General features: G+C 69.9%; 20 protein-coding genes. 13 read left to right on the top strand and 7 right to left on the bottom strand.

All coding sequences use genetic code 11. The features are described 5' to 3' along the window. Positions 1-10: 10 nt before the first annotated feature. On the bottom strand, positions 11-640 hold the full coding sequence (locus tag ABGB05_RS00460; RefSeq protein WP_347651059.1) for a DUF4126 domain-containing protein: 630 nt from the start codon (positions 638-640) through the stop codon (positions 11-13). A gap of 73 nt (positions 641-713) precedes the next feature. On the opposite strand from ABGB05_RS00460, the gene nucS reads away from it, so the two are divergent. Next, positions 714-1,373 (top strand): endonuclease NucS, encoded by a 660-nt coding sequence (gene nucS / locus ABGB05_RS00455; RefSeq protein WP_347651058.1) that lies wholly within the window; start codon positions 714-716, stop codon positions 1,371-1,373. A 75-nt stretch (positions 1,374-1,448) separates the two neighbouring features. Here nucS and ABGB05_RS00450 read toward each other — a convergent pair whose 3' ends face one another. Beyond that, positions 1,449-4,730, bottom strand: a complete 3,282-nt coding sequence (locus ABGB05_RS00450) for a glycosyl hydrolase (protein ID WP_347651057.1) — start codon at positions 4,728-4,730, stop codon at positions 1,449-1,451. Between the two features lie 139 nt (positions 4,731-4,869). Here ABGB05_RS00450 and ABGB05_RS00445 point away from each other — a divergent pair, with 139 nt between their 5' ends. The 8 genes from ABGB05_RS00445 (at position 4,870) to ABGB05_RS00410 (ending at position 14,540) form a co-directional block, all read left to right on the top strand. Next, positions 4,870-5,868, top strand: a complete 999-nt coding sequence (locus ABGB05_RS00445; RefSeq protein ID WP_347651056.1) for a LacI family DNA-binding transcriptional regulator — start codon at positions 4,870-4,872, stop codon at positions 5,866-5,868. A gap of 201 nt (positions 5,869-6,069) precedes the next feature. After that, positions 6,070-6,966: an NAD(P)-dependent oxidoreductase gene (locus ABGB05_RS00440; RefSeq protein WP_347651055.1), complete on the top strand. Its 897-nt coding sequence runs from the start codon at positions 6,070-6,072 to the stop codon at positions 6,964-6,966. Continuing rightward, positions 6,963-8,234 (top strand): enolase C-terminal domain-like protein, encoded by a 1,272-nt coding sequence (locus tag ABGB05_RS00435; RefSeq protein WP_347651054.1) that lies wholly within the window; start codon positions 6,963-6,965, stop codon positions 8,232-8,234. Before ABGB05_RS00440 ends, ABGB05_RS00435 begins: the two co-directional genes overlap by 4 nt. Before the next feature lie 72 nt (positions 8,235-8,306). Continuing rightward, positions 8,307-9,665 carry an extracellular solute-binding protein gene (locus ABGB05_RS00430; RefSeq protein ID WP_347651053.1) on the top strand — a complete coding sequence of 453 codons (1,359 nt, stop codon included), beginning with the start codon at positions 8,307-8,309 and terminating at the stop codon, positions 9,663-9,665. A 152-nt stretch (positions 9,666-9,817) separates the two neighbouring features. Next, positions 9,818-10,717, top strand: coding sequence for a sugar ABC transporter permease (locus ABGB05_RS00425; protein WP_347651052.1), 900 nt, complete (start codon positions 9,818-9,820; stop codon positions 10,715-10,717). After that, positions 10,714-11,601 carry a carbohydrate ABC transporter permease gene (locus ABGB05_RS00420; protein ID WP_347651051.1) on the top strand — a complete coding sequence of 296 codons (888 nt, stop codon included), beginning with the start codon at positions 10,714-10,716 and terminating at the stop codon, positions 11,599-11,601. Before ABGB05_RS00425 ends, ABGB05_RS00420 begins: the two co-directional genes overlap by 4 nt. A gap of 55 nt (positions 11,602-11,656) precedes the next feature. Further along, the gene (locus tag ABGB05_RS00415) at positions 11,657-12,793 is read left to right on the top strand and encodes a cellulase family glycosylhydrolase (protein WP_347651050.1); all 1,137 of its coding nucleotides are present in this window, start codon (positions 11,657-11,659) and stop codon (positions 12,791-12,793) included. A 148-nt stretch (positions 12,794-12,941) separates the two neighbouring features. Further along, entirely contained in the window at positions 12,942-14,540 is a 1,599-nt protein-coding gene (locus ABGB05_RS00410) for an FAD-dependent oxidoreductase (RefSeq protein ID WP_347651049.1), read from the top strand. A 65-nt stretch (positions 14,541-14,605) separates the two neighbouring features. Here ABGB05_RS00410 and ABGB05_RS00405 read toward each other — a convergent pair whose 3' ends face one another. Next, positions 14,606-16,147, bottom strand: coding sequence for an FAD-dependent oxidoreductase (locus tag ABGB05_RS00405; protein WP_347651048.1), 1,542 nt, complete (start codon positions 16,145-16,147; stop codon positions 14,606-14,608). Between the two features lie 31 nt (positions 16,148-16,178). On the opposite strand from ABGB05_RS00405, the gene ABGB05_RS00400 reads away from it, so the two are divergent. Further along, a complete protein-coding gene (locus ABGB05_RS00400) occupies positions 16,179-16,946 on the top strand; it encodes a helix-turn-helix transcriptional regulator (RefSeq protein WP_347651047.1) in 768 nt (255 codons plus the stop codon). A 187-nt stretch (positions 16,947-17,133) separates the two neighbouring features. Here ABGB05_RS00400 and ABGB05_RS00395 read toward each other — a convergent pair whose 3' ends face one another. Continuing rightward, entirely contained in the window at positions 17,134-17,337 is a 204-nt protein-coding gene (locus ABGB05_RS00395) for a DUF397 domain-containing protein (protein WP_347651046.1), read from the bottom strand. Further along, on the bottom strand, positions 17,324-18,223 hold the full coding sequence (locus tag ABGB05_RS00390; RefSeq protein ID WP_347651337.1) for a helix-turn-helix transcriptional regulator: 900 nt from the start codon (positions 18,221-18,223) through the stop codon (positions 17,324-17,326). The genes ABGB05_RS00395 and ABGB05_RS00390 overlap by 14 nt, the downstream gene beginning before the upstream one ends. A gap of 277 nt (positions 18,224-18,500) precedes the next feature. Between ABGB05_RS00390 and ABGB05_RS00385 the strand changes: the two genes are divergently transcribed. From ABGB05_RS00385 to ABGB05_RS00375, 3 genes are read left to right on the top strand one after another with little or no spacing between them, the layout of a single operon-like run. Further along, positions 18,501-18,677, top strand: coding sequence for a hypothetical protein (locus ABGB05_RS00385; protein ID WP_347651045.1), 177 nt, complete (start codon positions 18,501-18,503; stop codon positions 18,675-18,677). A 25-nt stretch (positions 18,678-18,702) separates the two neighbouring features. Then, positions 18,703-18,951: a hypothetical protein gene (locus tag ABGB05_RS00380; protein ID WP_347651044.1), complete on the top strand. Its 249-nt coding sequence runs from the start codon at positions 18,703-18,705 to the stop codon at positions 18,949-18,951. 24 nt (positions 18,952-18,975) lie between these two features. Continuing rightward, positions 18,976-20,523: a hypothetical protein gene (locus ABGB05_RS00375; protein WP_347651043.1), complete on the top strand. Its 1,548-nt coding sequence runs from the start codon at positions 18,976-18,978 to the stop codon at positions 20,521-20,523. Positions 20,524-20,556: 33 nt separating this feature from the next. Here ABGB05_RS00375 and ABGB05_RS00370 read toward each other — a convergent pair whose 3' ends face one another. Beyond that, the gene (locus tag ABGB05_RS00370) at positions 20,557-21,219 is read right to left on the bottom strand and encodes a class I SAM-dependent methyltransferase (RefSeq protein ID WP_347651042.1); all 663 of its coding nucleotides are present in this window, start codon (positions 21,217-21,219) and stop codon (positions 20,557-20,559) included. 79 nt (positions 21,220-21,298) lie between these two features. Beyond that, positions 21,299-22,789: an aldehyde dehydrogenase family protein gene (locus ABGB05_RS00365; protein WP_347651041.1), complete on the bottom strand. Its 1,491-nt coding sequence runs from the start codon at positions 22,787-22,789 to the stop codon at positions 21,299-21,301. Between the last annotated feature and the right edge of the window lie 141 nt (positions 22,790-22,930).

Below are 22,930 nucleotides of genomic sequence, written 5' to 3'. Positions count from 1 at the left end.
TCGAGCCCCGTCAGTACTCGACAAGCGTCTCGTCCCGGGCGGCCCGGGCCGCCTGCCGCTCCCGCCGGCGACGCCGCCGGCGGCTGACGATCCACCCGACAAAAAAGCCCAGCGCGACGATGAAGATCAGCACCAGGGCCGGGAAGAGGAGCGCGGCCAGCGAGGCGAGGATGCTCGTCGCGTCCTCGGCGGTGCTCGCCACCGGGGCGCCGATGCCGCCGGTACCGGCGTTGATCACCGGTCGGGCGGCCGCCTTCACCCCGTGCACGCCGAGCGCGATCAGCACCCCGGCCACGACCGGTACCCACTGGTGGGAGCCGAAGAACTCTCCCGGGTTACTCACGGTCACCGTCTCCGCGCCGGAACCCGCACCGAACGCCAGCCCGCCGGCGGTCGGCCGGACCACGGTCTGCACCAGATCGTTGACGTGGTCGACCACCGGCACCTTGTCGGCGACGATCTCGATCCCGAGAAGCACCACCAGGATCGCCAGTACCCAGCCGTTGGAGAGCCACTGCCAGCCGCCGGGCAGGGTGACCAGGTCGCTGAAGCGGGCCAGCAGGCCCACGGTGAGCAGGGGAATGTACGCGTTCAGTCCGGCCGAGGCGGCGAGACCGGTTCCGGTGAGGGCTTCCAGCACGGCATCCAGGATCGCACCGACTCGCCAGCCCGGCCCGCCGAGCGTCGCCGGCGGGCTCGGCTACCCTCGTCGGGTGCGGTTGGTGATTGCGCGGTGCTCGGTGGACTACGTCGGACGACTCTCGGCACACCTGCCGTTGGCGACCCGATTGCTGATGGTCAAGGCCGACGGGTCGGTCTCGATCCACGCCGACGACCGGGCGTACAAGCCACTGAACTGGATGAGCCCGCCGTGCAAACTGGAGGAGGCCCCCGGGGTGTGGCGGGTGGTCAACAAGGCCGGCGAGGAACTGCGGATCACCCTGGAGGAGATCTTCCAGGACACGTCCTACGAGCTGGGTGTCGATCCCGGGTTGCGCAAGGACGGTGTGGAGGCGCACCTGCAGGAGTTGCTGGCCGCCAGCCCGACCGAGTTGGGTGACGGGTTCACGCTGATCCGCCGGGAGTACATGACCGCGATCGGGCCGGTCGACCTGCTCTGCCGGGACGGCGCCGGGGCCACGGTCGCGGTGGAGGTCAAGCGGCGCGGCGAGATCGACGGGGTGGAGCAGCTGACCCGCTACCTGGAACTGCTCAACCGGGACCCGTTGCTCGCGCCGGTCTCCGGCGTCTTCGCGGCGCAGGAGATCAAACCGCAGGCCCGGGTCCTCGCGGCCGACCGGGGGATCCGGTGCGTGGTGGTCAACTACGACCGGCTGCGCGGCATCAAGCGCGACGAACTGACCCTTTTCTGACCTCTCACCTCGGTGCGGCGGGTCCGCCGGCGGCGGAGAGGGCCGGCCTCTCCGCCGCCGTCCAGGTGGGGGCTGTCAGGGGCGGTCGATCGTCCGGGCCCGGGTCGACAGGTCCACCTCGTCACCGCCCGGGGGCATGAGCCGCAGGGCGTGGAACAGACTCGGATCCTTCGCCTCGGCGACACCCCTGCCCCAGGTGCTCCAGCCGCGGCGGCCCGACCCGTCGTTCTCGTTGACCGCGATCGTGGCGGCCATGATCCGACTGGCCGGGTCGACCCCGACCGCCGCCCACGTCGCAGCCAGCTCGTAGGTCGTCGTTTTCGTCTGCTCGTCCCGCTTCACCACGGCCGTGACGCCGTCCGTCCCGCCGCCCACCGGCAGCCACCGGGTGAGGTCGACCGGTCCCACGTCGGTCAGGGCGCTGCCGACCTCCCCTACCGGCCTGCCGCCTTCGCCCGGCCAGCCGGGGGAGGACCCGACCTGGAGGCTGTCACCCTGCCAGATGTCCGTACCCCTGGCGGGCTGCGCGTGGACGTCGTCGACGAGCTGCGCCGTGAGGTAGAGCCGGCTGTCGTCGTGTGTGATCCACAGGCTTCCGCCGAGGTCCTGCGGGCCCTGCCATCCGGTGATCACCTGCTCGTCCTCCCCCAGCGTCTGCGCCGGGAGGTTCCTCAGGGCGGGATCCAGCACGCCGTCGACCTGAATCGTCTGGTACGGGACGTCCACCGCCACCGAACTCGCCGCCACGACGATGCCGCTCACGCTGTCGGTCGCAGGTCCGGAGACGGTCGCCGACCACGCGCCGAAGGCGGTGAGTGGAACATCCTGTACGGCCGTGGCTCCGCCGGCCACCTGCGCATCGGCGAGCACCGTTCCCTGCGAACCGCCGAGGGTCCAGGTGACGCCGTCGAGGCGTACCGCATGCGTGCCGCGGTTGCGAACCCGTAGTCGCAGCACGTCCGCGCCGGCGGCGTTCAGCGCGTGCTCACCCGTCAGCTGCAGTGCGGGAAGAACCTGCGCGGCAGCGGTGAGGACGCCGATCGCGTGACCTCCCTCCCGTACGACCGCGGTCCAGGTGCGCTGCCCGACCTGAGCGGGCGCGAGCGCCGCCGCGACGTCCTGCGTGGCCCCGGCGGGCACGGTCGCCTGCGTGGTCAGCCCGTCGGAGACGAGCGAGAGGGGGCGGGCCGACGTCCCCGTGTTGGCGATGTGCCAGGTGGCATCCGGCGCGCTGCCACCGACGGCACCCGTCACGGCCAGCGAGAACGGTGAGCCGGTCGTAACCGTGCCCAGTGCGCCCCGCAGATAGACCGGCTCCGCACCCACCGAGACGTGCACCCGTCCACTGGTGTCGGGCTCTACGACGGTCGTACCGCCGTAGAGGTTGGTGACCGTTACCGAGCCGGTCGCCTGGACGCTCCAGGTCTGCGGCGTCAGTGCCCACAGGGCCTGCATGCGGGTGTCAGCGGACTCGCCGGTACGTCGGCCGAACTCGACCCCGTAGCGGCCGGTGCCGAGCGACAGGACCGCGCGGACGGGACGCTCCGCCGTCTGACGTGTCAGTACGCCCTGAGCGGTGAACGCGGGCTTCGGGACGTACGCGCCACGAACGTCGGCCTCGTTGCGGATCATCCCGAAGTTGTGCTCGGGATCGGTCGGGTTCGTGCCGTCGTCCTTGAAGTCGTAGACGGTGTAGCGCCCGATCCCGTCGCCGAGGCTCAGCAGTTGTGCGCGCGCGAGGTTGCGGGCCTGTACGGCAGGCGTCACGCCGGGCGGGTTCGGCGTCGTGTACCAGCCGTGCTCGGTGAACCAGATCGGCAGGTCGGGGTGGCCCGCCGCGGCGAACTTCTGGCGCAGGGTCGCCACGTGGGTCCGGAACGTCTCCGGCTCGGCGGTGAAGTTGTACGGATGGGTCGAGAACGCGTCGAGGTGGTCGAGGCCGCCGGCGGAGATGAAGCCGTCGAGCCAGCCCTGCCAGTCGTTCATCGGCGCGAGGGCGGGCCCGGCCAGCGTCGCGTCCGGATGCGTCGCCTTCACTCTCGCGGCCGTCGCGGCGAGCAGCGCGACGTAGTTCTGCGGCGTCGCCCCCGCGGGACCGTTCACGTCGCGGATGTTCCACTCGTTCCACACCTCGTACGCCGCGTGTGCGGTGCCGAAGTGATCGACGGATGCCTGGGCGTACCCGGCGAAGCCGGCCCGCCCGGCGTCGGTCGCGGGTGCTTCTCCCGCGTGGTAGAGCGCGTTGCCGTAGTCGAGTATCTGCAGGAAGTCCACGTCGGTCGCGCGTAGCGCAGCCGTGGCGCTTTCGACCCGGGCGGGGAAGACGTACGTGCCTCTGACCCGTTCGACCTCCGACCAGTACGCCTCGTCGCGGGCGAAGCCGAGACCGGCCTTTCCGAGCAGGGGCGCGGAGGTGCCCGGCCAGAGGCCACCGTAGTGCGTCGCGGCACCGATGCGTCGTTCACGGACAGTGGTCGCGGGCAGTACCGAGACGTCCGTGCCGCCGTTGACGGTGGTGCCGTCGGGCTGGACTGCGGTTATGTCGACGGTGTACCAGCCGGTCCCGAGCGTACCGAGGGAGATGGTGTTTCCGAGCTGCGCCGGGGTGCCGGAGCCGGTGGCGACGACGCCTCCGTACGCGTCCCGTGCCGACCAGCGCAGTGACGTGGCGGCCGTGTCGACGCCGAACGACACGGTGTCGCCGGTGGTGAATACGTTGCCGAGCGTGGTCGGCTTGATGGCGAGCGGGGGTGGTCCCTGGACGACAACGTCGTCGACGTCGAGCGTCACGGCGGGGCCGGGTGAGATGCGGAACGCGTCGATCAGCAGTGAGATCTGCTTCAGCGGCCCGTGCCACACGCCGTCATTGGCGCCGCCCCAGTGAATGTACTGGGTTCCGCCCGCGAAGGTGGTGACCGACAGCTGCTGCCACTGCGTGCCGGGCGAGAGCGCGAGGGTCTGCTGGTGCGCCTGCCCGGTGCTGTCGACGAGGCGCAGGACCAGGCCGGTCAGCTGGGCGCTGCGGACCGAGAGGTCGAGTCTTCGCAGGTCGAGCGAGGGGATGCCGCGCGCCATCTCGACCGTCCCGCTCGGCGCGTTCGCCTGGATGCGGGCGGCTGCGGTGCCGCCCGCGGGCGCGTTGGTGGTGGTCGTCAGCGTCGCTGTGGCGCCGCCCGTGGTCACCGGGAACCACGGGGTGGTGCCCTGTTCGAAGTCACCGATCACGACGGGCCCGGGGTCGGCGGCGGCGGGCTGTGGGACGGACAGCAGCGCCGCGACGGCGGCGAGGGATGTCAGCAGTGCGAGCGTTCGGCGGGGCAGCGCCCTTTCGGAAAGCGGGGAGATTGTCCTGAGCATGAGCACTCCTCGATGGGGCATCGGATGACCACGATCGGGGGACGGGGAGGCTTTGCGGTGCGAAACCGGTTTCGCAGTTCGCCAATTTTTACCGGGTGGTCAAACTCTGTCAATGCCCCTGCGCCGGTATGCTTTCGGCATGGCGTCGAACCGCAGCGTCCGGTTGAGCGACATCGCGGCGATCGCCGGAGTGTCGATCTCCACCGCGTCCAAGGCCCTGAACGGGGGAGATCGGATCTCGGCGGAGACCCGGGCGCGGGTGCGCGAGGTCGCGGAGCGGCTCGACTTCCAGCCGAACGCGCTCGCCCGCTCCTTCGCGCTCGGACGCAGCCGGACCATCGGGGTCCTGACCTACCGCGCGACCAGTACCTTCGCAGGTCCGGTCCTCATCGGCGCGGTACTGCAACTCGGCGAACTGCAGCAGGCGTCTCTGGTATTCGACGAGGACCTGCTGGTCCCGCGCCAGATGACCAGGAGCATCCGGGCACTCCAGGCACGTCGCATTGACGGCCTTCTTGTCGTCGGGGACGGTCACGAACGCGTGTCGCACTCGGTGACGCACCATTTCGGCGTCCCTGTGACGTACGCGTTCGCCGCGTCGGACCATCTCGAGGACGTCGTCTACCTGCCCGACAACGAGGGTGCGGGGCGCCTCGCGACCCGGCACCTGGTGGCGACCGGGGCTACCCGGATCGCCCACATCACGGGCAGTCGGGACAGCATCGCCGTCCGCCTGCGTGAGCGTGGCATGCGGGCGGAACTGGAGGCTGCCGGGCTGGAGCAGGCCGGCGAGACCCGGCACGGGTCCTGGTCCCACGACTGGGGCGCCGCGGCGATGGCCGAGATGCTCGACTCCGGTGTCGAGATCGACGCCGTCTTCTGCGGCAACGACCACATCGGCCTGGGTGTGCTCGAGGTCTGCGCCGTGCGCGGCCTCCGGGTGCCCGCGGACATCGCCGTCGTCGGCGTCGACAACTGGGAAGGCGTCGTGCTGGATCAGGGCATCCGCCGGCTCACCACCGTCGACCTGGAGCTGCAGCGGCTCGGCCGACTCGCCGCCGCCGACGTCCTCTCGTCCGAGCGGACACCCGGCGAGCACCTCGTGACGCCGACCCTGGTGCTCGGTCCTTCCTCCTGACGGCCTGCTGGCGGCCTCCTGACGGCGCAGTCGCACCGTACGGCGTTCCTGACCGCACGACAGTCCTGAGCGGACTGTCATGCCTCGGTGTGCGCCGGAGCGGGTCGTCGGCATTCGACTGTTGACATCCTCCGGGGCGTGTGCTTCTCTGCTGCGAAAGCAGTTTCGCAACATCGTTTCCCGACAGTGAGGATCACCGGCGTGCCTGAGCTCATCCGACCTACCCGAGTGTTGGTCACCGGTGCCGACGGGACCGTTGGCCGGCCGACGGTCGAGGCGCTCGTCGACCGCGGCATCGCCGTCACCGCGCTGTCCCGTACCTGGTCCGCGCCGACCCCGGCGGACCGGGTCCTCACCGGCGACGCCGCCGACGAAGACCTGGTACGGGACGCGCTGACGGACGTGGACGCGGTCGTCCACCTGGCGGCGACGGCGCATCCCGACCTCGACACGCCGCGGGCCGTGTTCGTCGGGAACACCTCCGCGACATTCACGGTTCTCGCCTGCGCGGGGGAGGCGGGTATCCGCCGGGCGGTCATCGCCAGCTCGATCAACGCCTTCGGGATACCGATGAATCGGCACGACGTGATGCCGGCGTACTACCCGCTGGACGAGGCGTCGCCGGTGGCACACGACGACGCGTACTCGCTGTCGAAGTGGGTCGACGAGCGGATCGGCGCGTTCGCCTGCAGCCGCTGGGACATGACCGTCGTTGCGCTGCGCTTCCCGCTCGTCCGCGAACTCGCGGCGTTGCGGGACACGGTGCGGCGCATGATCGCGATACCCGGGGAACAGGCGCGCCTCGCGCGTGAGGGGTGGGCGTACCTGGAGATGGCGGATGCCGTCGACGCGATCCTGCGCGGCCTCACCCAGCCGATCTCCGGGATGCACACGCTGCTCGTGGCCGCGGCGGACACCATCCTGGACCAGTCCACCGAGGACCTGCTCGACCGCTACGCCGCCGACGTCGAACGCAGGCAACGCTTCGACGGGCGACGCGCGCCGATCGACACGTCCGCCGCACGCCGGGTACTCGGCTGGGCTCCCGTCGTCTCGCTCGCCGAGGGCGAGACATCCATCCTGGAGGCAACCGCATGAGCACGCAGGACGGGGCGTCCCCCTTCGCCCAGCCCTGGGAGGCGCCCGACGACGTACGCATCACCCGGGTCCGGGCGATCGCGACCGCGCCGGAGGGTATTCCACTGCTGGTCGTCAAGGTCGAGACGAGCGACGACGGCCTGTACGGGCTGGGCTGCGCCACCTTCACCCAGCGCTGGCACGCGGTCGCGACCTACGTGGAGGAGCACCTCGCCCGGCTGGTCGTCGGCCGCTACCCGGGCGACATCGAGGACCTCGTTCGCCTCGCCCGGTTCTCGTCCTACTGGCGGGAGGGCCCGGTCGGCAACAACGCGATCTCCGGGCTCGACCAGGCGTTGTGGGACATCGCGGGAAAACGGGCCGGGCGGCCGGTGCACGAACTTCTCGGTGGCAAGGTACGCGGAGCGGCCGACACCTACCTACACGCCGCCGGCGCGACCGTCGAGGAGACGCTCGACCAGGCGGAACGTCTCCGGGATGAGGGGCTACGGCACATCCGGCTCCAGACGGGCCAGCCGGGTGCCGGGCACTACGGCGCCCCGGCGGTGCCGCACACCACCACCACCGACCATCAGTATCCGGGCGGCTGGGACGTCGAGGAGTACCTCCGGCGGACCCCCGAACTCTTCGCGGCGGCCCGAGCCCGGCTCGGCCCCGACATCGCCCTGCTGCACGACGTGCACTCGCGACTCTCACCGAAGCAGGCCGTCGTGCTCGCCCGCTCGCTCGAGCCGTACCGCCTGTACTTCCTGGAAGACGTCATCGCCCCCGAGCACTGGGACCGCCTGCCCGAGGTGCGGGCGGCCTCGCCGGTGCCCCTCGCGGTGGGCGAGCTGACCACCTCACTGACGGACGCGGCGCGCCTCGTGCTCGGCGGAGGCGTCGACTTCATCCGCTCCCACATCTCCGGCATCGGTGGCCTCACCGCGGCACGCAAGATCGCCGCCGCCGCGGAGTTGGTGGGCGTACGCACGGCGTGGCACGCCCCGGGCGACACGTCGCCGATCGGCGCGGCGGCCAACGTCGCGCTGGACATCACCAGCCCGGCCTTCGGCATCCAGGAAGGCCACGTGTACACCCCCGCCGTGCACGAGGTCTTCCCCGGGACGCTGCGTATCGAGCGCGGCTGGCTGCGCCCCAACGAGGCGCCGGGCTGGGGAATCGACCTCGACGAGGCCGCCGCCGCCCGGTTCCCCGCCGGGCTCTCCGGGCACGACGCGTGGGCTGCGCGGGTCCGGGGCCGGGACGGCGGACTCATCGCTCCCTGACCGGCGGCGCTCCCTGACCGGTAGTACCACCCACACCGAGTGATCCACCACCAATACTGTCCGAGGAGTGTCATGACAAGCACAAGAACCCGGCTGCTCGCGCTGGCCCTGGCCGGCGCGGCGCTCACCCTCGTCCCCGGATGCGGCGGGTCGAACAGCGAGTCGTCCGGACCCGTGTCGATAACCGTCGCGGGCATGCCCACGAGTCGGCACCCGGAGGAGCTCAACAACTTCAACCGGAACATCTCCGAGTTCACCAAGGCGAACCCCGACATCAAGGTCGTCGGCGACGAGGCCACCTTCGATGTGCGGACGTTCCAGGCGCTGCTGGCGGGCGGCAAGCTGCCGACCGTCTTCTACGTCCCCTTCACCGAGATGCAGGGCCTCATCGCCCGTAAGCAGGTCGCCGACGTCACCAGCGCGATCGGCGCGGACTCCGTGGTCAGCCGGATCAACCCGGCCATCCTGAAGGTGACCAAGGACGCGAGCGACCGCATCTACGGCGTGCCGATCCAGGCGTACAGCATGGGTCTGTTCTACAACCGGGACCTGTTCAAGAAGGCGGGCCTCGACCCCGACAAGCCCCCGACCACGTGGGACGAGGTACGCGCCGCCGCGAAGGCGATCCAGACGGCCACCGGCGTACAGGGCTTCGCGAGCATGACGAAGGACAACACCGGTGGCTGGGTGCTCACCGCGATGAGCTACGCCAACGGCAGCACGATCGCGTCGGCGGACGGCAGGAACGCGACCGTCGACAACAACGCCACCCGCAGTGTCCTGGAGTTCTACCGTTCGCTGCGGTGGGAGGACAACACCTTCGGCGCGAACTTCCTGACCGGCTACAACGACACCACGAAGGCGTTCGCGGGCGGCAAGGTCGGGATGTTCGTGCAGGGCGCGGACGCGTACAAGGTGGTCGTGGCGAACATGGGCATGAAGCCCGACGACTTCGGCATCGCGCCGCTGCCGCAAGGGCCCCAGGGGCTGGGTACGCTCGGCGGCGGTACGGTCGCGATCGTCAACCCGCGCGCCTCGGCCGCCGAGACCAGAGCGGCGATCAAGTGGTTGGAGTTCGTCAACTTCCGCAAGTACGACAGCGAGGCGGAGGCCGTCGCGGACGCGAAGGCCAAGGTCGCTGACAAGCAACCGGTGGGTGACCCGGCGCTGCCGCTGTTCGACCAGGCGACGACCGACCGGTACCTCGGCTGGGTCAAGGACTACATCAACGTGCCGCGGCAGAACTACGCCGCGTACTTCGCCACGGCGCAGACGCTGGCCCTGGTGCCGGAGCCGCCGGCAAAGGCGCAGGAGACGTACGGGACACTCGACACCGTGGTCCAGGCGGTCCTGACCCGCCAGGACGCCGACATCGACGCGCTGCTGAAGGACGCCCAGCGCAAGGTCCAGGCGATCATCGACGCTGGCTGATCATTGAACCTTTTCGAAGAAGGGTCATTGCCCGATCGTCCCTGTCGCGGCGCGGATCCCGGGGCCCGACAGAGATCCGCCCGCGAACAGACGAGGTGATTCCCCTGAGCGCCCCTGCCCGGTCCAGGCCGGCGTACCGCATGCCCGAAGTCGTGCCGAGCCGTCGTTCCCGCGGCCTCGTCAGCTGGGTACGCCGGGGCGGACTGTCCACGCTCGTGTTCTTCCTGCCCCTGCTGCTGTCGTTCGGGTTGTTCTCGTGGTGGCCGATCCTCCGGTCACTGCCGCTCAGCTTCCAGCGCACCAATTTCCTCACCACCGAGTGGATCGGCCTCGACAACTTCGCCCGAGTCCTGGCCGATCCGCTGCTCGGGACGGCGGCGTTCAACACGCTGTGGTTCGCGCTGCTGGCACTCGTGATCGGTTTTCCCGTGCCGGTGATCCTGGCGGTCTTCATCGCGGAGTTGCGTCGCAGCCGGGGACTGGCCTCGGCGCTCGTGTACCTGCCCGTGATCTTCCCGCCCGTGGTCGCCGTCCTGTTGTGGAAGGCGTTCTTCGACCCGAGCCCGACCGGCGTGCTCAACACCATCCTCGGGTGGGTGGGGCTGGGCCCGTTGTCGTGGCTCAACGACGGAGACCTCGCCATGCCCTCGATCGTGCTGCAGGCCACCTGGGCGTCGTTCGGCACCGCGACCATCATCTATCTCGCCACGCTGATGGGCATCCGGACCGAGCTGTATGACGCTGCGGAAACCGACGGGGCGGGTGCGTTCCGGCGCTTTTGGCACGTCACCCTGCCGCAGATGCGCGGCGTGCTGCTCGTGATGCTGCTACTGCAGTTGATCGGCACCTTCCAGGTTTTCACCGAGCCCTACATCATGACCAATGGCGGTCCCGAGAACCGCACGGTCACGATCCTCATGCTGATCTACCGGTACGCCTTCGTCTCCGGGGACTACGGGCGCGCGACGGCCCTGAGCCTACTGCTGGCGATCGCCCTGTCGGGCCTCTCCTGGATCTACCTCTGGGCGACCAAGCACTGGAGCACGTCGTGACCGCCGACGCCGAACGCAGCATCCTGTCCCGTCTCGACCGGCGCCGACCCGGCGTACGGATCGCCCTGGTCGCCGCCCGGGTGCTGGTCTTCGCCACTCTCGCCGTCCTGTGTGTGGGACCGTTGTTCTGGCTGTTCAAGGCCGCGACATCGACCACCACCGAGACGCTCTCCGCGCCGTTCTCGCTCTGGCCGAGCGGGATCCACTGGAGCACCTTCGCCGAGGTGTGGACAAAGGTCGACTTTGCGCGCTACTTCGTCAACACGCTCTGGCTCATGGCGGGATCGCTGTTCTTCGGCCTCGTCGTCGCGACGACCGGTGGCTATGGCCTCGCCGTCCTGAAGCCCAGGTACGCGAAGGCCGTGTTCGCGGCGATCCTTGCGACGCTGTTCATTCCCGGCGTCATCTCGCTCGTCTCGCTCTACCTGACCGTGATGGATCTGCCGCTCCTGCACGTCAACCTGATCGGAACCCTGTGGGCGGTGTGGCTGCCGGCCTCGGCCAACGCGGTCAACGTGCTGCTCATGCAACGGTTTTTCGCGGCCATTCCCGCCGATCTGTTCGAGGCGGCCCGAATCGACGGCGCGGGTCCCTTCCGGGTCTTCGTCTCGCTCGTGCTGCCGATGTCACGGCCGATCCTGGGCGTGGTGAGCCTGCTGACACTCGTCGGGGCGTACAAGGAGTTCCTGTGGCCATTGCTGGTGTTGCCGAATCCGGAGGACCAACCGATCTCGGTCGCCCTGCCGCGGCTGGAGACCGCTGGCGACTTCGCGCAGTTCATGGGTGCCCTGTTCATCTCCGTGATCATCCCGGTGGTGCTCTTCCTCGTGTTCCAGCGGCAGTTCCTCAGGGCGGCCGGCAACTCCGGAGCGCTGAAGGGGTGAGCGTGGACCTCGGCAATCCGCTCCGAGCGTCGTTCCTCGCGGATCGGCTGGGCCGGTGAGCACATCGGTTCGCTACGGCGTCAATTACCTGCCCAGCCGCGACTGGTGGTACGCGTGGGTCGACTGGAACGAGGCCGACCTCGCGCGTGACCTCGACGTCATCGCCGGCCTCGGTTTCGACCACATACGCATCCAATGTCTGTGGCCGTTGTTCCAACCGAACCCGGCGTACGTCTCCTCGGCCATGCTCAACCGGCTCGTACGCCTGCTCGACCTCGCCGGAGCGCGCGGCCTGGCAGTCTGCCCGACCGTGCTCGACGGCTGGTTGAGCGGCTTCGACTTCCGTCCCGCCTGGTTGCGGGATGCCGATCCCTTCACCGACCCCGTCGCGGTGGAAGCCTCCGCGATGGTGGTGACCGCGGTCGCCAAGGCCGTCTCGGCGCATCCGGCCCTGTGGTGTCTTGACATCGCGAACGAGCCGAACGTCCTCATGCGACGGTCTCGGCTCGGACCGGGCGCCTGCGACGACTGGGCGCGCCGCATGGTCACAGCGGCGCGCGCCGGGGCCCCGGGCGTACCGGTGACGGTCGGTGTCGATCACGAGCCCTGGATGACCGGTGACTGCCCACTCACCGCGGAGACGGTGGTCGACGTCTCGGACCTGGTCGCCATCCACGCCTGGCCGTACTTCACCGGGGCCCTGGCGCGGTTCGGCGAGCAGGAGCGCGGCGCGTGGGCGATCCCCGACTACCTTGCCCAGATCGCGTTGGCGGTTCTCGGCGGACGGCGGAAGCCGTTGTGGGTGCAGGAGGTCGGCGTGTCCGACCTCTGGCTCGAGCGGGCGACGGTGCCGGACTTCGCCGAACGGATGCTGCGGCGGATCGCCGCGATCCCGGAGGTCACCGCCGTGACCTGGTGGGCGTCACATGACATCGATCGCCGATTCCGCGGCTTCGACGAACTCGAGTACGGGCTCGGTCTCATCGACACGGAGAACGTCGTGAAGCCGGTCGGGGCGCGGGTCCGCGACGTGATCGCTGAGCTGCGGGTTCACCCCACGCCACCCGAACGTGTCGTACCTGGCATCGGATTGCCGCTGGGAACTGTTCCGGACCTGGAGTTCGCCTCGGAATGGTTCGCCCAGCTCGGAACCGATGCCGGCCCACGCATCGAACGCGAGGGCCGCCGGTGAGTGTCGGCGGCCCTCGGCTGCCTGCGTCGGACCGGGACCCCCTCCCCACGTCAGCTCATACACCAGCTGGGCCGCGGCGCCACCGCCGGTGGAGCCCGTCCCCGGGCAGACCGGGCGATGCACCGAGGTGCGAAAGGAAAGCGACTGCATGAGTACGGAGCTGCAGACGGACGTTCTGGTGGTCGGCGGGGGAGTCGGCGGCGTTGCCGCCGCACTGGCCACCGCCAAGCTCGGCCGCAGGGTGATACTCGCCGAGGCCACCGAGTGGCTCGGCGGCCAGCTCACCAGCCAGGCGGTGGCACCGGACGAGAACGCCTGGATCGAGACCCAGTTGACCGCTGTCAGTTACGCCGACTTCCGACGGCGCATCCGCCGTCACTACCGCGACAACTATCCGCTGACGCCGCGAGCCGCCGCCGATCCGCTGCTCAACCCGGGCCTGGGGCACGTCAGTCGGCTGTGCCACGAACCCCGCTCCGCCCTTGCCGTCATCGATCAGATGCTGGCACCGTGGCAGTCCGCCGGTCGCGTGACAGTCCTGCTGCGGCACGAACCGGTCGCGGCCGACACCGCCGGGGAGCAGGTCACCGCGGTCACCCTGCGCCGCCCCGACGGCAGCGACCTCACCGTCACCGCCGACTACATCCTCGACGCCACCGAACTCGGCGACCTGCTGCCGTTGGCCGGGGTCGAGCACGTCATCGGCGCCGAAGGCCAGGACACCACCGGCGAACCTCACGCGCTGCCGGTCGCCGACCCGCTCAACCAGCAGGCGATCTCGTGGTGCTTCGCCCTGGAGCACCGGCCCGGCGAGGATCACACCATCGACCGCCCGGCAGGCTACGACTTCTGGCGTACCGCGGTCGCCCCGTTCTGGCCCGGTCCGCAGCTGTCCTGGATCGATGTCGAACCGGTCACCCTCGGTACGCGCAACCGGCCCATCTTCCGCGGTGACCCCGGCAGCGGGCCCGCCGACGACCTGTGGCACTACCGGCGCATCCTGGCCGCCCGCCAGTTCACCGGTACCGCCTTCGCCGACGTCACCCTGGTCAACTGGCCGCAGATCGACTACTGGCAGACCCCGCTGCTCGGCGTCGACGACGCCACCCGGGCCACCGCGCTCGACGGCGCCCGCGACCTGTCGCTGTCGTTCCTGTACTGGATGCAGACCGAGGCGCCGCACCCGGCCGGCGACGGCACCGGATACCCCGGCCTACGGCTGCGGGGCGACATCACCGGCACCGCCGACGGGCTTGCCATCGCCCCCTACATTCGCGAGTCACGCCGCATCCAGGCCGAGTTCACAGTCCTGGAACAGCACGTCGGCGTCGATGCCCGCCCACCCGGGGCCGGCAGCCAGGTCTTCGTCGACAGCGTCGGCATCGGCCACTACCGCATCGACCTGCACCCCAGCACCGCCGGGCGCACCTACGTCGACATCGAGTCGTACCCGTTCCAGATCCCGCTCGGCGCCCTCATCCCGATCCGGGTCGACAACCTGCTCGCCGCCGGCAAGAACATCGGCACCACCCACATCACCAACGGCTGCTACCGGCTGCACCCGGTCGAGTGGAGCATCGGCGAGGCCGCCGGCGCCATGGCGGCGTACTGCCTCGACCGGGGCGTGCCGCCCCGCAAGGTCCGCACCGACCACACCCACCAGGCCGACTACCAGCGGCTGCTCACCGACACCCTCGGCGTCACCCTCGCCTGGCCGGACGAGATCCGCAAACACCGCGCACCGTGAGTCTGCTCGGAAGGGTGAACCTTCCGACGGACCGCCCGGGGAGTGGGGAGTGCGGATCTGACGGCCTAGGTGGCGGTCCAGGCGATGACCTGGCCGCGCTCGACGAGTCGGGCTTGGAGCCGGGCGACGTCGATGTCCTGCACGTCGGTGTGTTCGCGCAGGGACTGCACCGCGGCGACTGCCACGGATTCGGCCAGGACGCAGAACACCGGTTCCATCCGGGTTGCCGCGTAGCCGATGTGACTGGCGGACAGGCAGACCGGGACCAGCAGGTTTCCGCAGTCGGACTGCTTCGGGGTGACAGCCCGGTAGGGAATCGGGTACGGCTGGCCGGTGCCCAGGTGGCCGCCGAGAAACATGTCGCCCTCGGTCGCCACACCGAGCTGCCCGGTCTCCGGATCACGGTACGGAATCCGCCGTACCGGGTAGACGTCCACGCCGAACAGCGCGAGGCCGATACTGTCGCTGGGATCGGTCTGGTTGGCAACGTCCGCGTACGTGACCGTGTAGATCCCGGCGAGCCGCCGCGACACCCGCACGTAGAGCTGCGGTGGCCAGCCGTCGGTGTCCGGGAAGACGCTCGCGTCCAGGCCGTAGGCCGCCGTCTCCGCTCGGAACTGCTCAGGTACGGCGGGATCGGTCGACAGGAAGTGGTGGATACCGCGGAGATAGTCGATGTGGTGGCGCCACAGTCGCGAACGGTCGTTCCAGTCGCCGTCCTGGTAACGGCGGCTCACTCCGACAGGTGCGTTGGTGATCAGTGACGCGCGCTGGTAGTTGTACTCACCCGAGTTGAGCCAACCGGGGAAGATCCCGCGCAGCGCCTCGACGTCGGATCCCAGGTGTCGGACGTAACGCCGTACCAGCTCGAAGTCGTCGGCGTTGTAGTCGTCGGGGGGAGTGAGTTCGGCCCGACGTGCGGGGTCGGTCGTCAGGTAGAAGCGGAAGTTGTACGCCTGCGTGTAGTCGTCGGCCGCGCCGATGGACAGACCGTGATCCCGTTCCACCAGTGCCAGCAGTCCGCTGGTGCTGTCTCCCGGTACGACGTACGGGTCGACAGGTGTCCAGTTCGTGACCGGGCGAACGCCGGCGATCTGTTCGCCGAAGGCGTCTCGTGACTCGCGTCCGGTACGGTAGGGGACCTTGGCCAGCGCCATCAGGTCGCCCTCGTACGAGGCGTCGATGAAGACCGCCGCCCGCACGACGATGTCGGGAACCGACTCCGAAGCCGGCAACGGAACAGCCCACCGGTCCGGCTGCGAGGTCTCCAACTGGACGGCGGTGATGCGGTTGCCTTCCCGCCGCACCGAACGGACCCGGCGCTCGAAGATCACTTCGACGCCGGCACTCTCGATCCACTCGTGGAAGGCCAGCATGACGTTGTGGGGGTCGTCCCCGAAGCCGAAGACCACGTCGTTTGTCAGGCCGCCCGCGATCGCGGGGATCGGGCAGTCCTGCCGGGGCTTGATTCCCGCGCTCAGCATGCCGCCAAGCCACCGGCCCGGCTCGATGAGGATCACGGACGCGCCCTCCTGACGCGCCGTCATCGCGGCGACGCAACCCGCGGGCGTTCCCCCGTAGACACAGACATCGGCTGTAGTGGTCATGACCATGCACTCTGCCGTTGCGGGAGTCCCCATGGGCATGGCAATTCCGGCTGTCCGCATATACTTTTTTGCCATGGTGAGGCTGGACGGCTACCTGCTCGCCCCGTCCCGAGACCAGTTCAGCCTCAGCTTCGACAGGTACGACGACTGGTGCCTGCTGGTGCCGAGGACCGGATCCTTCACTTTCGAGATCTCCGGCGGACCGCGAGGGGTTTCGAAGCACGGCGACATCGTCGTCTGCCCGCCGGGTGGCACGCTCTGGCGCCGGATGCGGACCCCGACATCCTTCTTCCACGCGCGCTTCAGCACAGAGGTGGCGCCGCCGATCGGCCGTACCCGGGTACTGGACGTCGACCGCTTCCGCGCCGATCTCGCGATGCTCGAAGCCGCCGAAGCCCACCCCGGGCTGGTGGCCGCTCATGTTGTCACCGACCTCATCCTGATGATGCTCCGCGCCCGCCGCGACGCGCCCGGAGACGAACTGGTGCGGCGAGCGACAGTCCTGATCCTGGACCACTTCACCTCTCCGGACCTCTCGCTCGGCGACCTGGCCGCCGCACTCGGCATCAGTCCAACGCAGCTCTCCCGACGCTTCCGAGCCGTCCGGGGCGTCACGCCGGTCGCATATCTCCGCACAGTCCGGCTGCAGAAGGCACGGGAGTTGCTGACCGAAACCGACGACACACTGCAGGCGATCGCCGAGCGCTGTGGATACCGCAGCGCGTTCTACCTCAGCCGGGTCTTCCGCAACCACACCGGCCAGTCGCCATCGCAGTACCGGCACGACAGCCGCCTCTGACTGGACCTGAACCACGCGGCGCATGCGCCCCGACTTCCACCCGCGGTCACGACGGACCGCGCGACGAAATCCGTCGGCCCGGCGGCCGGTCGCCTGTTCCCGCAGGTCGTAGTGGTGCGCCGGGGTCCGCACGCCCCCGGTCCCAGTAGGGCCACCCTCCGACGTCCGACGGTCGTTCCCGACCGGGTCAGCGGGCGATGGCGTCGCCCTTGACCGCGCCGGTGAAGGCTGCCCAGGCGGCCGAACCGAAGACCAGAGCCGGGCCGGTGAAATCCTTGCTGTCACAGACGGCGACCGTCCGGTCGAGGCGGGCCGTCATGACACACTGGCCGTTTCCCGAAGAACGGCTCGACTTTTTCCACACCACATCGCCAAGGTCAGGGGCGTTCATGTCCCCAACCCCCTTCCTCATTGAGAATCTGTATTTTCGTCTCGATCATTTGCAGTGAACTGGAAGGATCGAGAGCCAGCGCCCGCAGGTGCTCGAAGACCACCGTGTACCGCCGTACGTCGGGCTCACGTTCCAGGAACAGGTCCCCCGCCATGCTGTCGATGTAGACCAGGTCGGGGTCCGCCGCGTCCGGAAAGTCCATAACGACAAACGAGCCAGGCATGCCCGGGTGAGCGCCCCGTTCGAAAGGGATCACCTGCACCGTGACGTGTGGGTGTGCGGCCGCCCGTACGAGCGCGTCGAGTTGTCCCGCCATCACGGCGGGCCCACCGACCAGACGATGGATGGCCGCCTCGTCGATGATCGCCCACAACTCCAGTGGTGGCTTCTTGGTGATGAGCTCCTGGCGCTGCAGGCGCGCCTCCACCCGGCGTTCGGTCTCCTCGTCGTTGGCCAACGGGAGTGCGCCCCGGATGACGTGCCGGGCGTAGCTCTCGGTCTGGAGCAGCCCGGGCATGAACAGACTCTCGTAGTTGCGGACGCCGCGGGCCTCGGCCTCGAAGCTGATGTAGGCGGTGTACTCCTCGGGGAGTTCCGACTCGTACGCCTGCAGCCAGCCCAGCTGGGTCGCCTGCCTGGAGAGGTCGACCAGTTCGGCGCGGCGGTCCTGGTCGGTCACGCCGTACTTGTCGAGCAGGGCGAGGAGGGTACGACGCTGTGGCCGTACCCGGGCCGTCTCGATCCGGTAGAGCGTCGCGGGGTTGACACCGGTCTGCTCGGCCACCTCTTCCCGGGTCAGGTTGGCGGCGGTACGCAGACCACGCAGCTCACTGGCGAGCCGACGCAGCCGCACGGTGGGTGGTTGCCGACGTGCGGGCAAATCGATATCCCCTTTGCTCCGACTTCGGCTAGCAGTGTCCCTGTCGTCCCGCGCCAGCAGCAAGGCAGGGTCGGCAAGTGAAGATAGGGCTAGTGCATACCTTGCAAAGTCCTATCGACTAGCGCATCCTATGCAATAGGTCACGGGGGATGTTCGGGTTGTGACACAGGGCCGGCGCAGGGCGGATGGCCACCTCCGGGGGACCGCGTCGACCCTGGCTTCCACGTGGAGGCCGGCGGGTAGCGGCAACTGCCCGCCGACCTCCCACCCGCAGGAGGGCACCATGTCGGTCGGAATCCTCTTCGTGGCCGTCGGCTGCGCCCTGTTCGGCTTCGTCGCCGGACTGCTGACGTTCAGGGTGAAATCCAGGTGGTGCGTCACCTGCGGCAGCCCGCTCGACTGCCTCGCCTGCACGACCGCGTCCCGGCGGGTCGCGACCGTCGGACACCGGGCCCGCTGAGACTCCGATGGAGACGGGCGGGGAAATGTCAGGACGGTCACCTGCCAGCAGCACTGCCAGGGTCGGCGCGGAGCCGGCCGGGACGGGCCCGCCCGCCGAGTTCTCCGCCCACGACCTGGTGGTGGAGAGCCGCTTCTACGCGGCGATGTCGCGGCTCGCCGAGGTCGCCTGGCAGCGGGACATGACCGCCGAGGCCCTGCTCGTCCTCGTCGACCTGCTGATCCCGGACCACTTTCCGAGTCAGATTCGGCACCCGAGCGCAGTGGACTCGTGACTCTTCGCGTACATGGTGGATGCCATGGGGGACAGGGTTCGGAGCAGCGACACGCTCCAGGTGATGCTGGCCTGGCTCGGCAGTCCGGTGAGTCTGCTCGCCGTGGTGGTGCTGGTGGTCAACGACCACGTCGGGAAGGCCGCCCACCCCGGGCTGGTCACCGGCAAACTCAGCGATGTCGCCGGGTTGCTCTTCGCCCCGGCACTGCTCGCCGTCGTACTCGCCGGGCTGCTCCCGCGGTTGGCCCCGACCCCGCTGGCGGTCACCGCCCTGACCACGGTCGGAGTGGTCTTCACGGTCGTCAAGGCGGCCCCGGTCGGGGCGGCGACCGCGTCCGTGCTCTGGAGTGTGCTGAGTGGACCGTCGGTGGTGCTCGCCGACCGTACCGACCTGGCGGCGCTGCCGGCGCTCGGCGTCGCCTGGTGGACGTACACCCGGGCCCGACGCCGGCCGGCGACCCGGCAGGCGGTACGCCGGATCGGCGTGTTCGTCGTGCTGCCCGGCGCGCTGCTGGCGGTCGCCGCGACCAGCGCGCCCCAGTACCCGAGTCTGGAGGCCGTCGGGGTCTGGCGGGACACCCTGGTGGTCGGGGAGGCCAACGCGTACTACGGCCCGGGCGACGACCAACTCGACTGGTGGGCCGGTGGGCCGGACGGACGGGACTGGCGGGAGATGACCCCGGAGGAGACCGACGCCGTGACCTTGGAGTTGCCCGACGACTCGGTCCGGCAGCGGCAGGTCTGTCTCCCCGACCAGCACTGCTACCGGCTGGTCCCGGGTCGGCTGGCGGTCGAGGAGAGCCGGGACGGGGCAGCCACCTGGCGGACGAGCTGGGAGGTCCCCGAGCCGCATCGGCAATGGCTCGCCCGGTACTACGACGACGTACGGGACCCGGACGTCGAGGTCGTTTCCCGGGCGCTGGCGGTACGCTCGGTGGCGGGCGGCCACATCGTGGTGGTGGCGAACGGAAGGGACGGGATAGCCGTCCGGGACGTTACCGGTACCTGGTCCCGGATCGGGTTCAGGGCCTACTCCGCCAGGGTGGCGAGGCCGGTCCCGCTGCCGGAGCCGCGCCGACCGCCCGACGGGCTCCAAGTGGAGATCGCCCTCGGGCTGATGTTCGGGTGCGTGGCGATCTGCCTGGGCTGTGGGTTGCTGACCCGACCGGACGGTGCCTCGGTGAGCTGGTTCGTGGCCACCGCCGTGCTCGGACTCCCGTTCCTGCTGGCCGGCCTCGCGGCGTACCGGATCGGGGGCGTCCCGGTGGCGCTGGCGCTGGCGCCGTTGGGCGCGGTGCTGATCCTGGTCGGGGTAGTCGGCGCGGTCGTCCTGACCGCACGGCTCCGGGGGACCCGCCGGCCGCTGCTTATCGTCGCGGTCGGCGTCCTCACCGCAGCCGGGTCGCTGCTGCCGTTCGCCGGCTGGGCGGGCGGGGTGACGGGTTACCGGGGAGCGGCCCTGCTCGGCACCGCCCTCGCGCTGCTCGGCACCGCCCTCGCCGGTTGGCTCGGCCACCGGGGCGGTCGGCCGGTCCTGCGCGACCCGCCCTGGCCGGCACCTCCGGCGGGGTGAGCGCCGGCACCTCCGGCGCCGACCCGGGCCAGCTCAGGGGCGCCCGGTGCGGACCGCGATCAGGGACTTGATCAGGCCGGCCAGCCGCTCCGCGCGGATCTCCGAGTACGGGAAGTAGTGCCGCATCTGCGACCGGTCCACCAACTCGGTCCAGAGGACCTGCTGGATCGCGATCTCTCGGCTGTCCGGACGGGTGTGCGCGAGCGGCCAGCGCCGGGCCAGCGCCACCCGCAGTCGGACCGGGGTGAACTGCATCCCCGGCGCGATCCAGTGGGGCTCGATCGGAAAGTAGCGGTACGGCGTCTGCACCCAGTGCGCGTCGGCGAGCGCGTGCACCGTCTCGGCGAACCGGAGCCGTCGTTCGTGTCCGCCGACGTGCTCCAGGACGGAGTTGGAGAAGACCAGGTCGTAGCGGCGGCTGGCGATCCGCTTCGGGAGCGCGCAGGCGTCCCCGTGGTCGACCTCGGCCCAGTCCGGTACGTCGGCCGGTGCCTCCTCGAGGTTCACCACGTGCACGTGCTTCGGCCGTACCGCGCTCTGGGCCCAGGTGCTCACCCGGCCGCCGAGGTCGATGACGGACATCTGGGCCAGGTCCGGGAACGTCTCGGCGAGCCAACCGGCCCGACGCTGTCGCCGCCGGGCTCCCCAGGAGTTCTCGCTGTCGACCAGGCGGAATCGCAACGCGTGCAGTCCCATTTGGCGAACGGTACCGATGCGGGCAGCGGCGAGGGATGTCCTAGTCGCTTGTTTGTCGCCACGATCGGTTAGTTACATTTCACCGCCCGTACAATATCCGTGCCATTTTCACAATGCGCTCGACCTGGGCCGGAGTCCGCTCAAAGGTCATCGCGGGCAATGGCGACGGTCCACGTCGTCTGGTCACGGCTTTCGACCGGGCGAATTCCCGCAGCCCGTCCGGGCCGTGGATGCGGCCGAATCCCGAGTCCCCGACCCCGCCGAACGGGAGTGTCGACATTCCGACGAAGGTGAGCGTGGAGTTCACCGCGACCATTCCGGCCCGGATCCGGGCAGCGATCTCGGTGGCCCGGCGACGGCCGAAGACCGACCCGCCGAGTCCGTACGGCAGCGCGTTTGCCCGGCTCACCGCCTCGTCCGCGTCGGCGACCCGGTTGATGGTCAGGGTCGGGCCGAAGGTCTCCTCGCGGATGGCGTCGGCGTCCTCCGGCACGCCGAGCAGGATGGTCGGCCGGACGTACGGCGGCTGCACCGCCTCCGGGCCGCCGAGCACCGCCCGCCCGCCCCGGGCGACCGCGTCGGTGATGTGCCGCCGGATCACCTCGATCTGCCGGGGCATGGTGATCGGCCCGATGTCGGCACCGTCCACCCCGACGGTGAGCCGGCCGGCCCGCTCCACCACCTTGTCGACAAACGCGTCGTGCACCGCGTCGACGACGTACGCCCGTTCGATGCCGATGCAGGACTGGCCGGCGTTGGTCAACGCCCCCCAGACGCAGGCCTCCGCGGCGGCGTCCAGGTCCGCGTCGGCGTCGACGATCATGGCGTCCTTGCCGCCGGCCTCCAGCACCACCGGGGTGAGTGACTCGGCGCAGGCGGCCATCACCCGCTTGGCGGTGCCGGTCGAGCCGGTGAACGCGACCTTGTCCACGCGAGCGTGGCAGAGCGCCGCACCGACCTCGCCGAGCCCGTGCACGACCTGGAACACCGGCTGTTCGGGTACCACCTCGGCAAAGGTGTCGACCAGCCACTGCCCGACCGCCGGGCTGTACTCGCTGGGTTTGAAGACCACGGTGTTGCCGGCGGCGAGGGCGTAGCCGATCGAGCCGAGTGGGGTCAGCACCGGATAGTTCCACGGTCCGATCACCCCGACCACGCCGTACGGCTGGTACTCCAGGTGCGCGGAGTGTTCGACGAGGACGAGCCGGGAGCGTACCCGGCGTGGTCCGAGCACCCGTTTCGCGTTCCGGTTCGCCCAGTCGACGTGCTCGATCCCCGCGAGGATCTCCACCACCGCTTCGGCGACCGGCTTACCGGTCTCCCGATGGCAGAGTGCGGCGAGTTCGGGCAGGCGGTTCGCCAGCAGCGCCCGCCACCGCGACAGCCGGGCACGGCGACCGGCGAAGCCGAGGCCGGCCCACCAGTCGGCCGCCTCTCGGGCCCGGTCGACCGCCCGGTCGACGTCCTCCGGCTCGGCGACCGGGAAGCGTCCCGCGAGTTCCCCGGTGGCGGGACTGGTGGAGACCAGTTCGCCGTCGTGGACCGTCGGCAGCCCGGTAACGGTTGTCATGGCGCGAGTGTAGACCGGAGCATTACTCGCGGGTAGGTACGCGGATGAGCACGATCGTCACCGATTCACGCACCGAACCGGCAGCGTCGGACCGCCGGCCGGACACACCGACTCGGTCCGCCGGACGTGGAGCTACGGCGG

Origin of the sequence: Plantactinospora sp. B5E13, assembly GCF_039871775.1 — a bacterium.
Taxonomy (GTDB): Bacteria; Actinomycetota; Actinomycetes; order Mycobacteriales; family Micromonosporaceae; genus Plantactinospora.
The sequence above is the reverse complement of the archived record's forward strand: the minus strand, read 5'-3'. Positions and strand labels throughout refer to the sequence as shown.

Coding starts and splice junctions, on each gene's coding strand:
- ABGB05_RS00450 (WP_347651057.1), bottom strand. CDS start 4,730: ATGCTCAGGACAATCTCCCCGCTTTCCGAAAGGGCGCTGCCCCGCCGA.
- ABGB05_RS00445 (WP_347651056.1), top strand. CDS start 4,870: ATGGCGTCGAACCGCAGCGTCCGGTTGAGCGACATCGCGGCGATCGCC.
- ABGB05_RS00435 (WP_347651054.1), top strand. CDS start 6,963: ATGAGCACGCAGGACGGGGCGTCCCCCTTCGCCCAGCCCTGGGAGGCG.
- ABGB05_RS00430 (WP_347651053.1), top strand. CDS start 8,307: ATGACAAGCACAAGAACCCGGCTGCTCGCGCTGGCCCTGGCCGGCGCG.
- ABGB05_RS00410 (WP_347651049.1), top strand. CDS start 12,942: ATGAGTACGGAGCTGCAGACGGACGTTCTGGTGGTCGGCGGGGGAGTC.
- ABGB05_RS00405 (WP_347651048.1), bottom strand. CDS start 16,147: ATGACCACTACAGCCGATGTCTGTGTCTACGGGGGAACGCCCGCGGGT.
- ABGB05_RS00400 (WP_347651047.1), top strand. CDS start 16,179: ATGGGCATGGCAATTCCGGCTGTCCGCATATACTTTTTTGCCATGGTG.
- ABGB05_RS00395 (WP_347651046.1), bottom strand. CDS start 17,337: ATGAACGCCCCTGACCTTGGCGATGTGGTGTGGAAAAAGTCGAGCCGT.
- ABGB05_RS00385 (WP_347651045.1), top strand. CDS start 18,501: ATGTCGGTCGGAATCCTCTTCGTGGCCGTCGGCTGCGCCCTGTTCGGC.
- ABGB05_RS00380 (WP_347651044.1), top strand. CDS start 18,703: ATGTCAGGACGGTCACCTGCCAGCAGCACTGCCAGGGTCGGCGCGGAG.
- ABGB05_RS00375 (WP_347651043.1), top strand. CDS start 18,976: ATGGGGGACAGGGTTCGGAGCAGCGACACGCTCCAGGTGATGCTGGCC.
- ABGB05_RS00370 (WP_347651042.1), bottom strand. CDS start 21,219: ATGGGACTGCACGCGTTGCGATTCCGCCTGGTCGACAGCGAGAACTCC.
- ABGB05_RS00365 (WP_347651041.1), bottom strand. CDS start 22,789: ATGACAACCGTTACCGGGCTGCCGACGGTCCACGACGGCGAACTGGTC.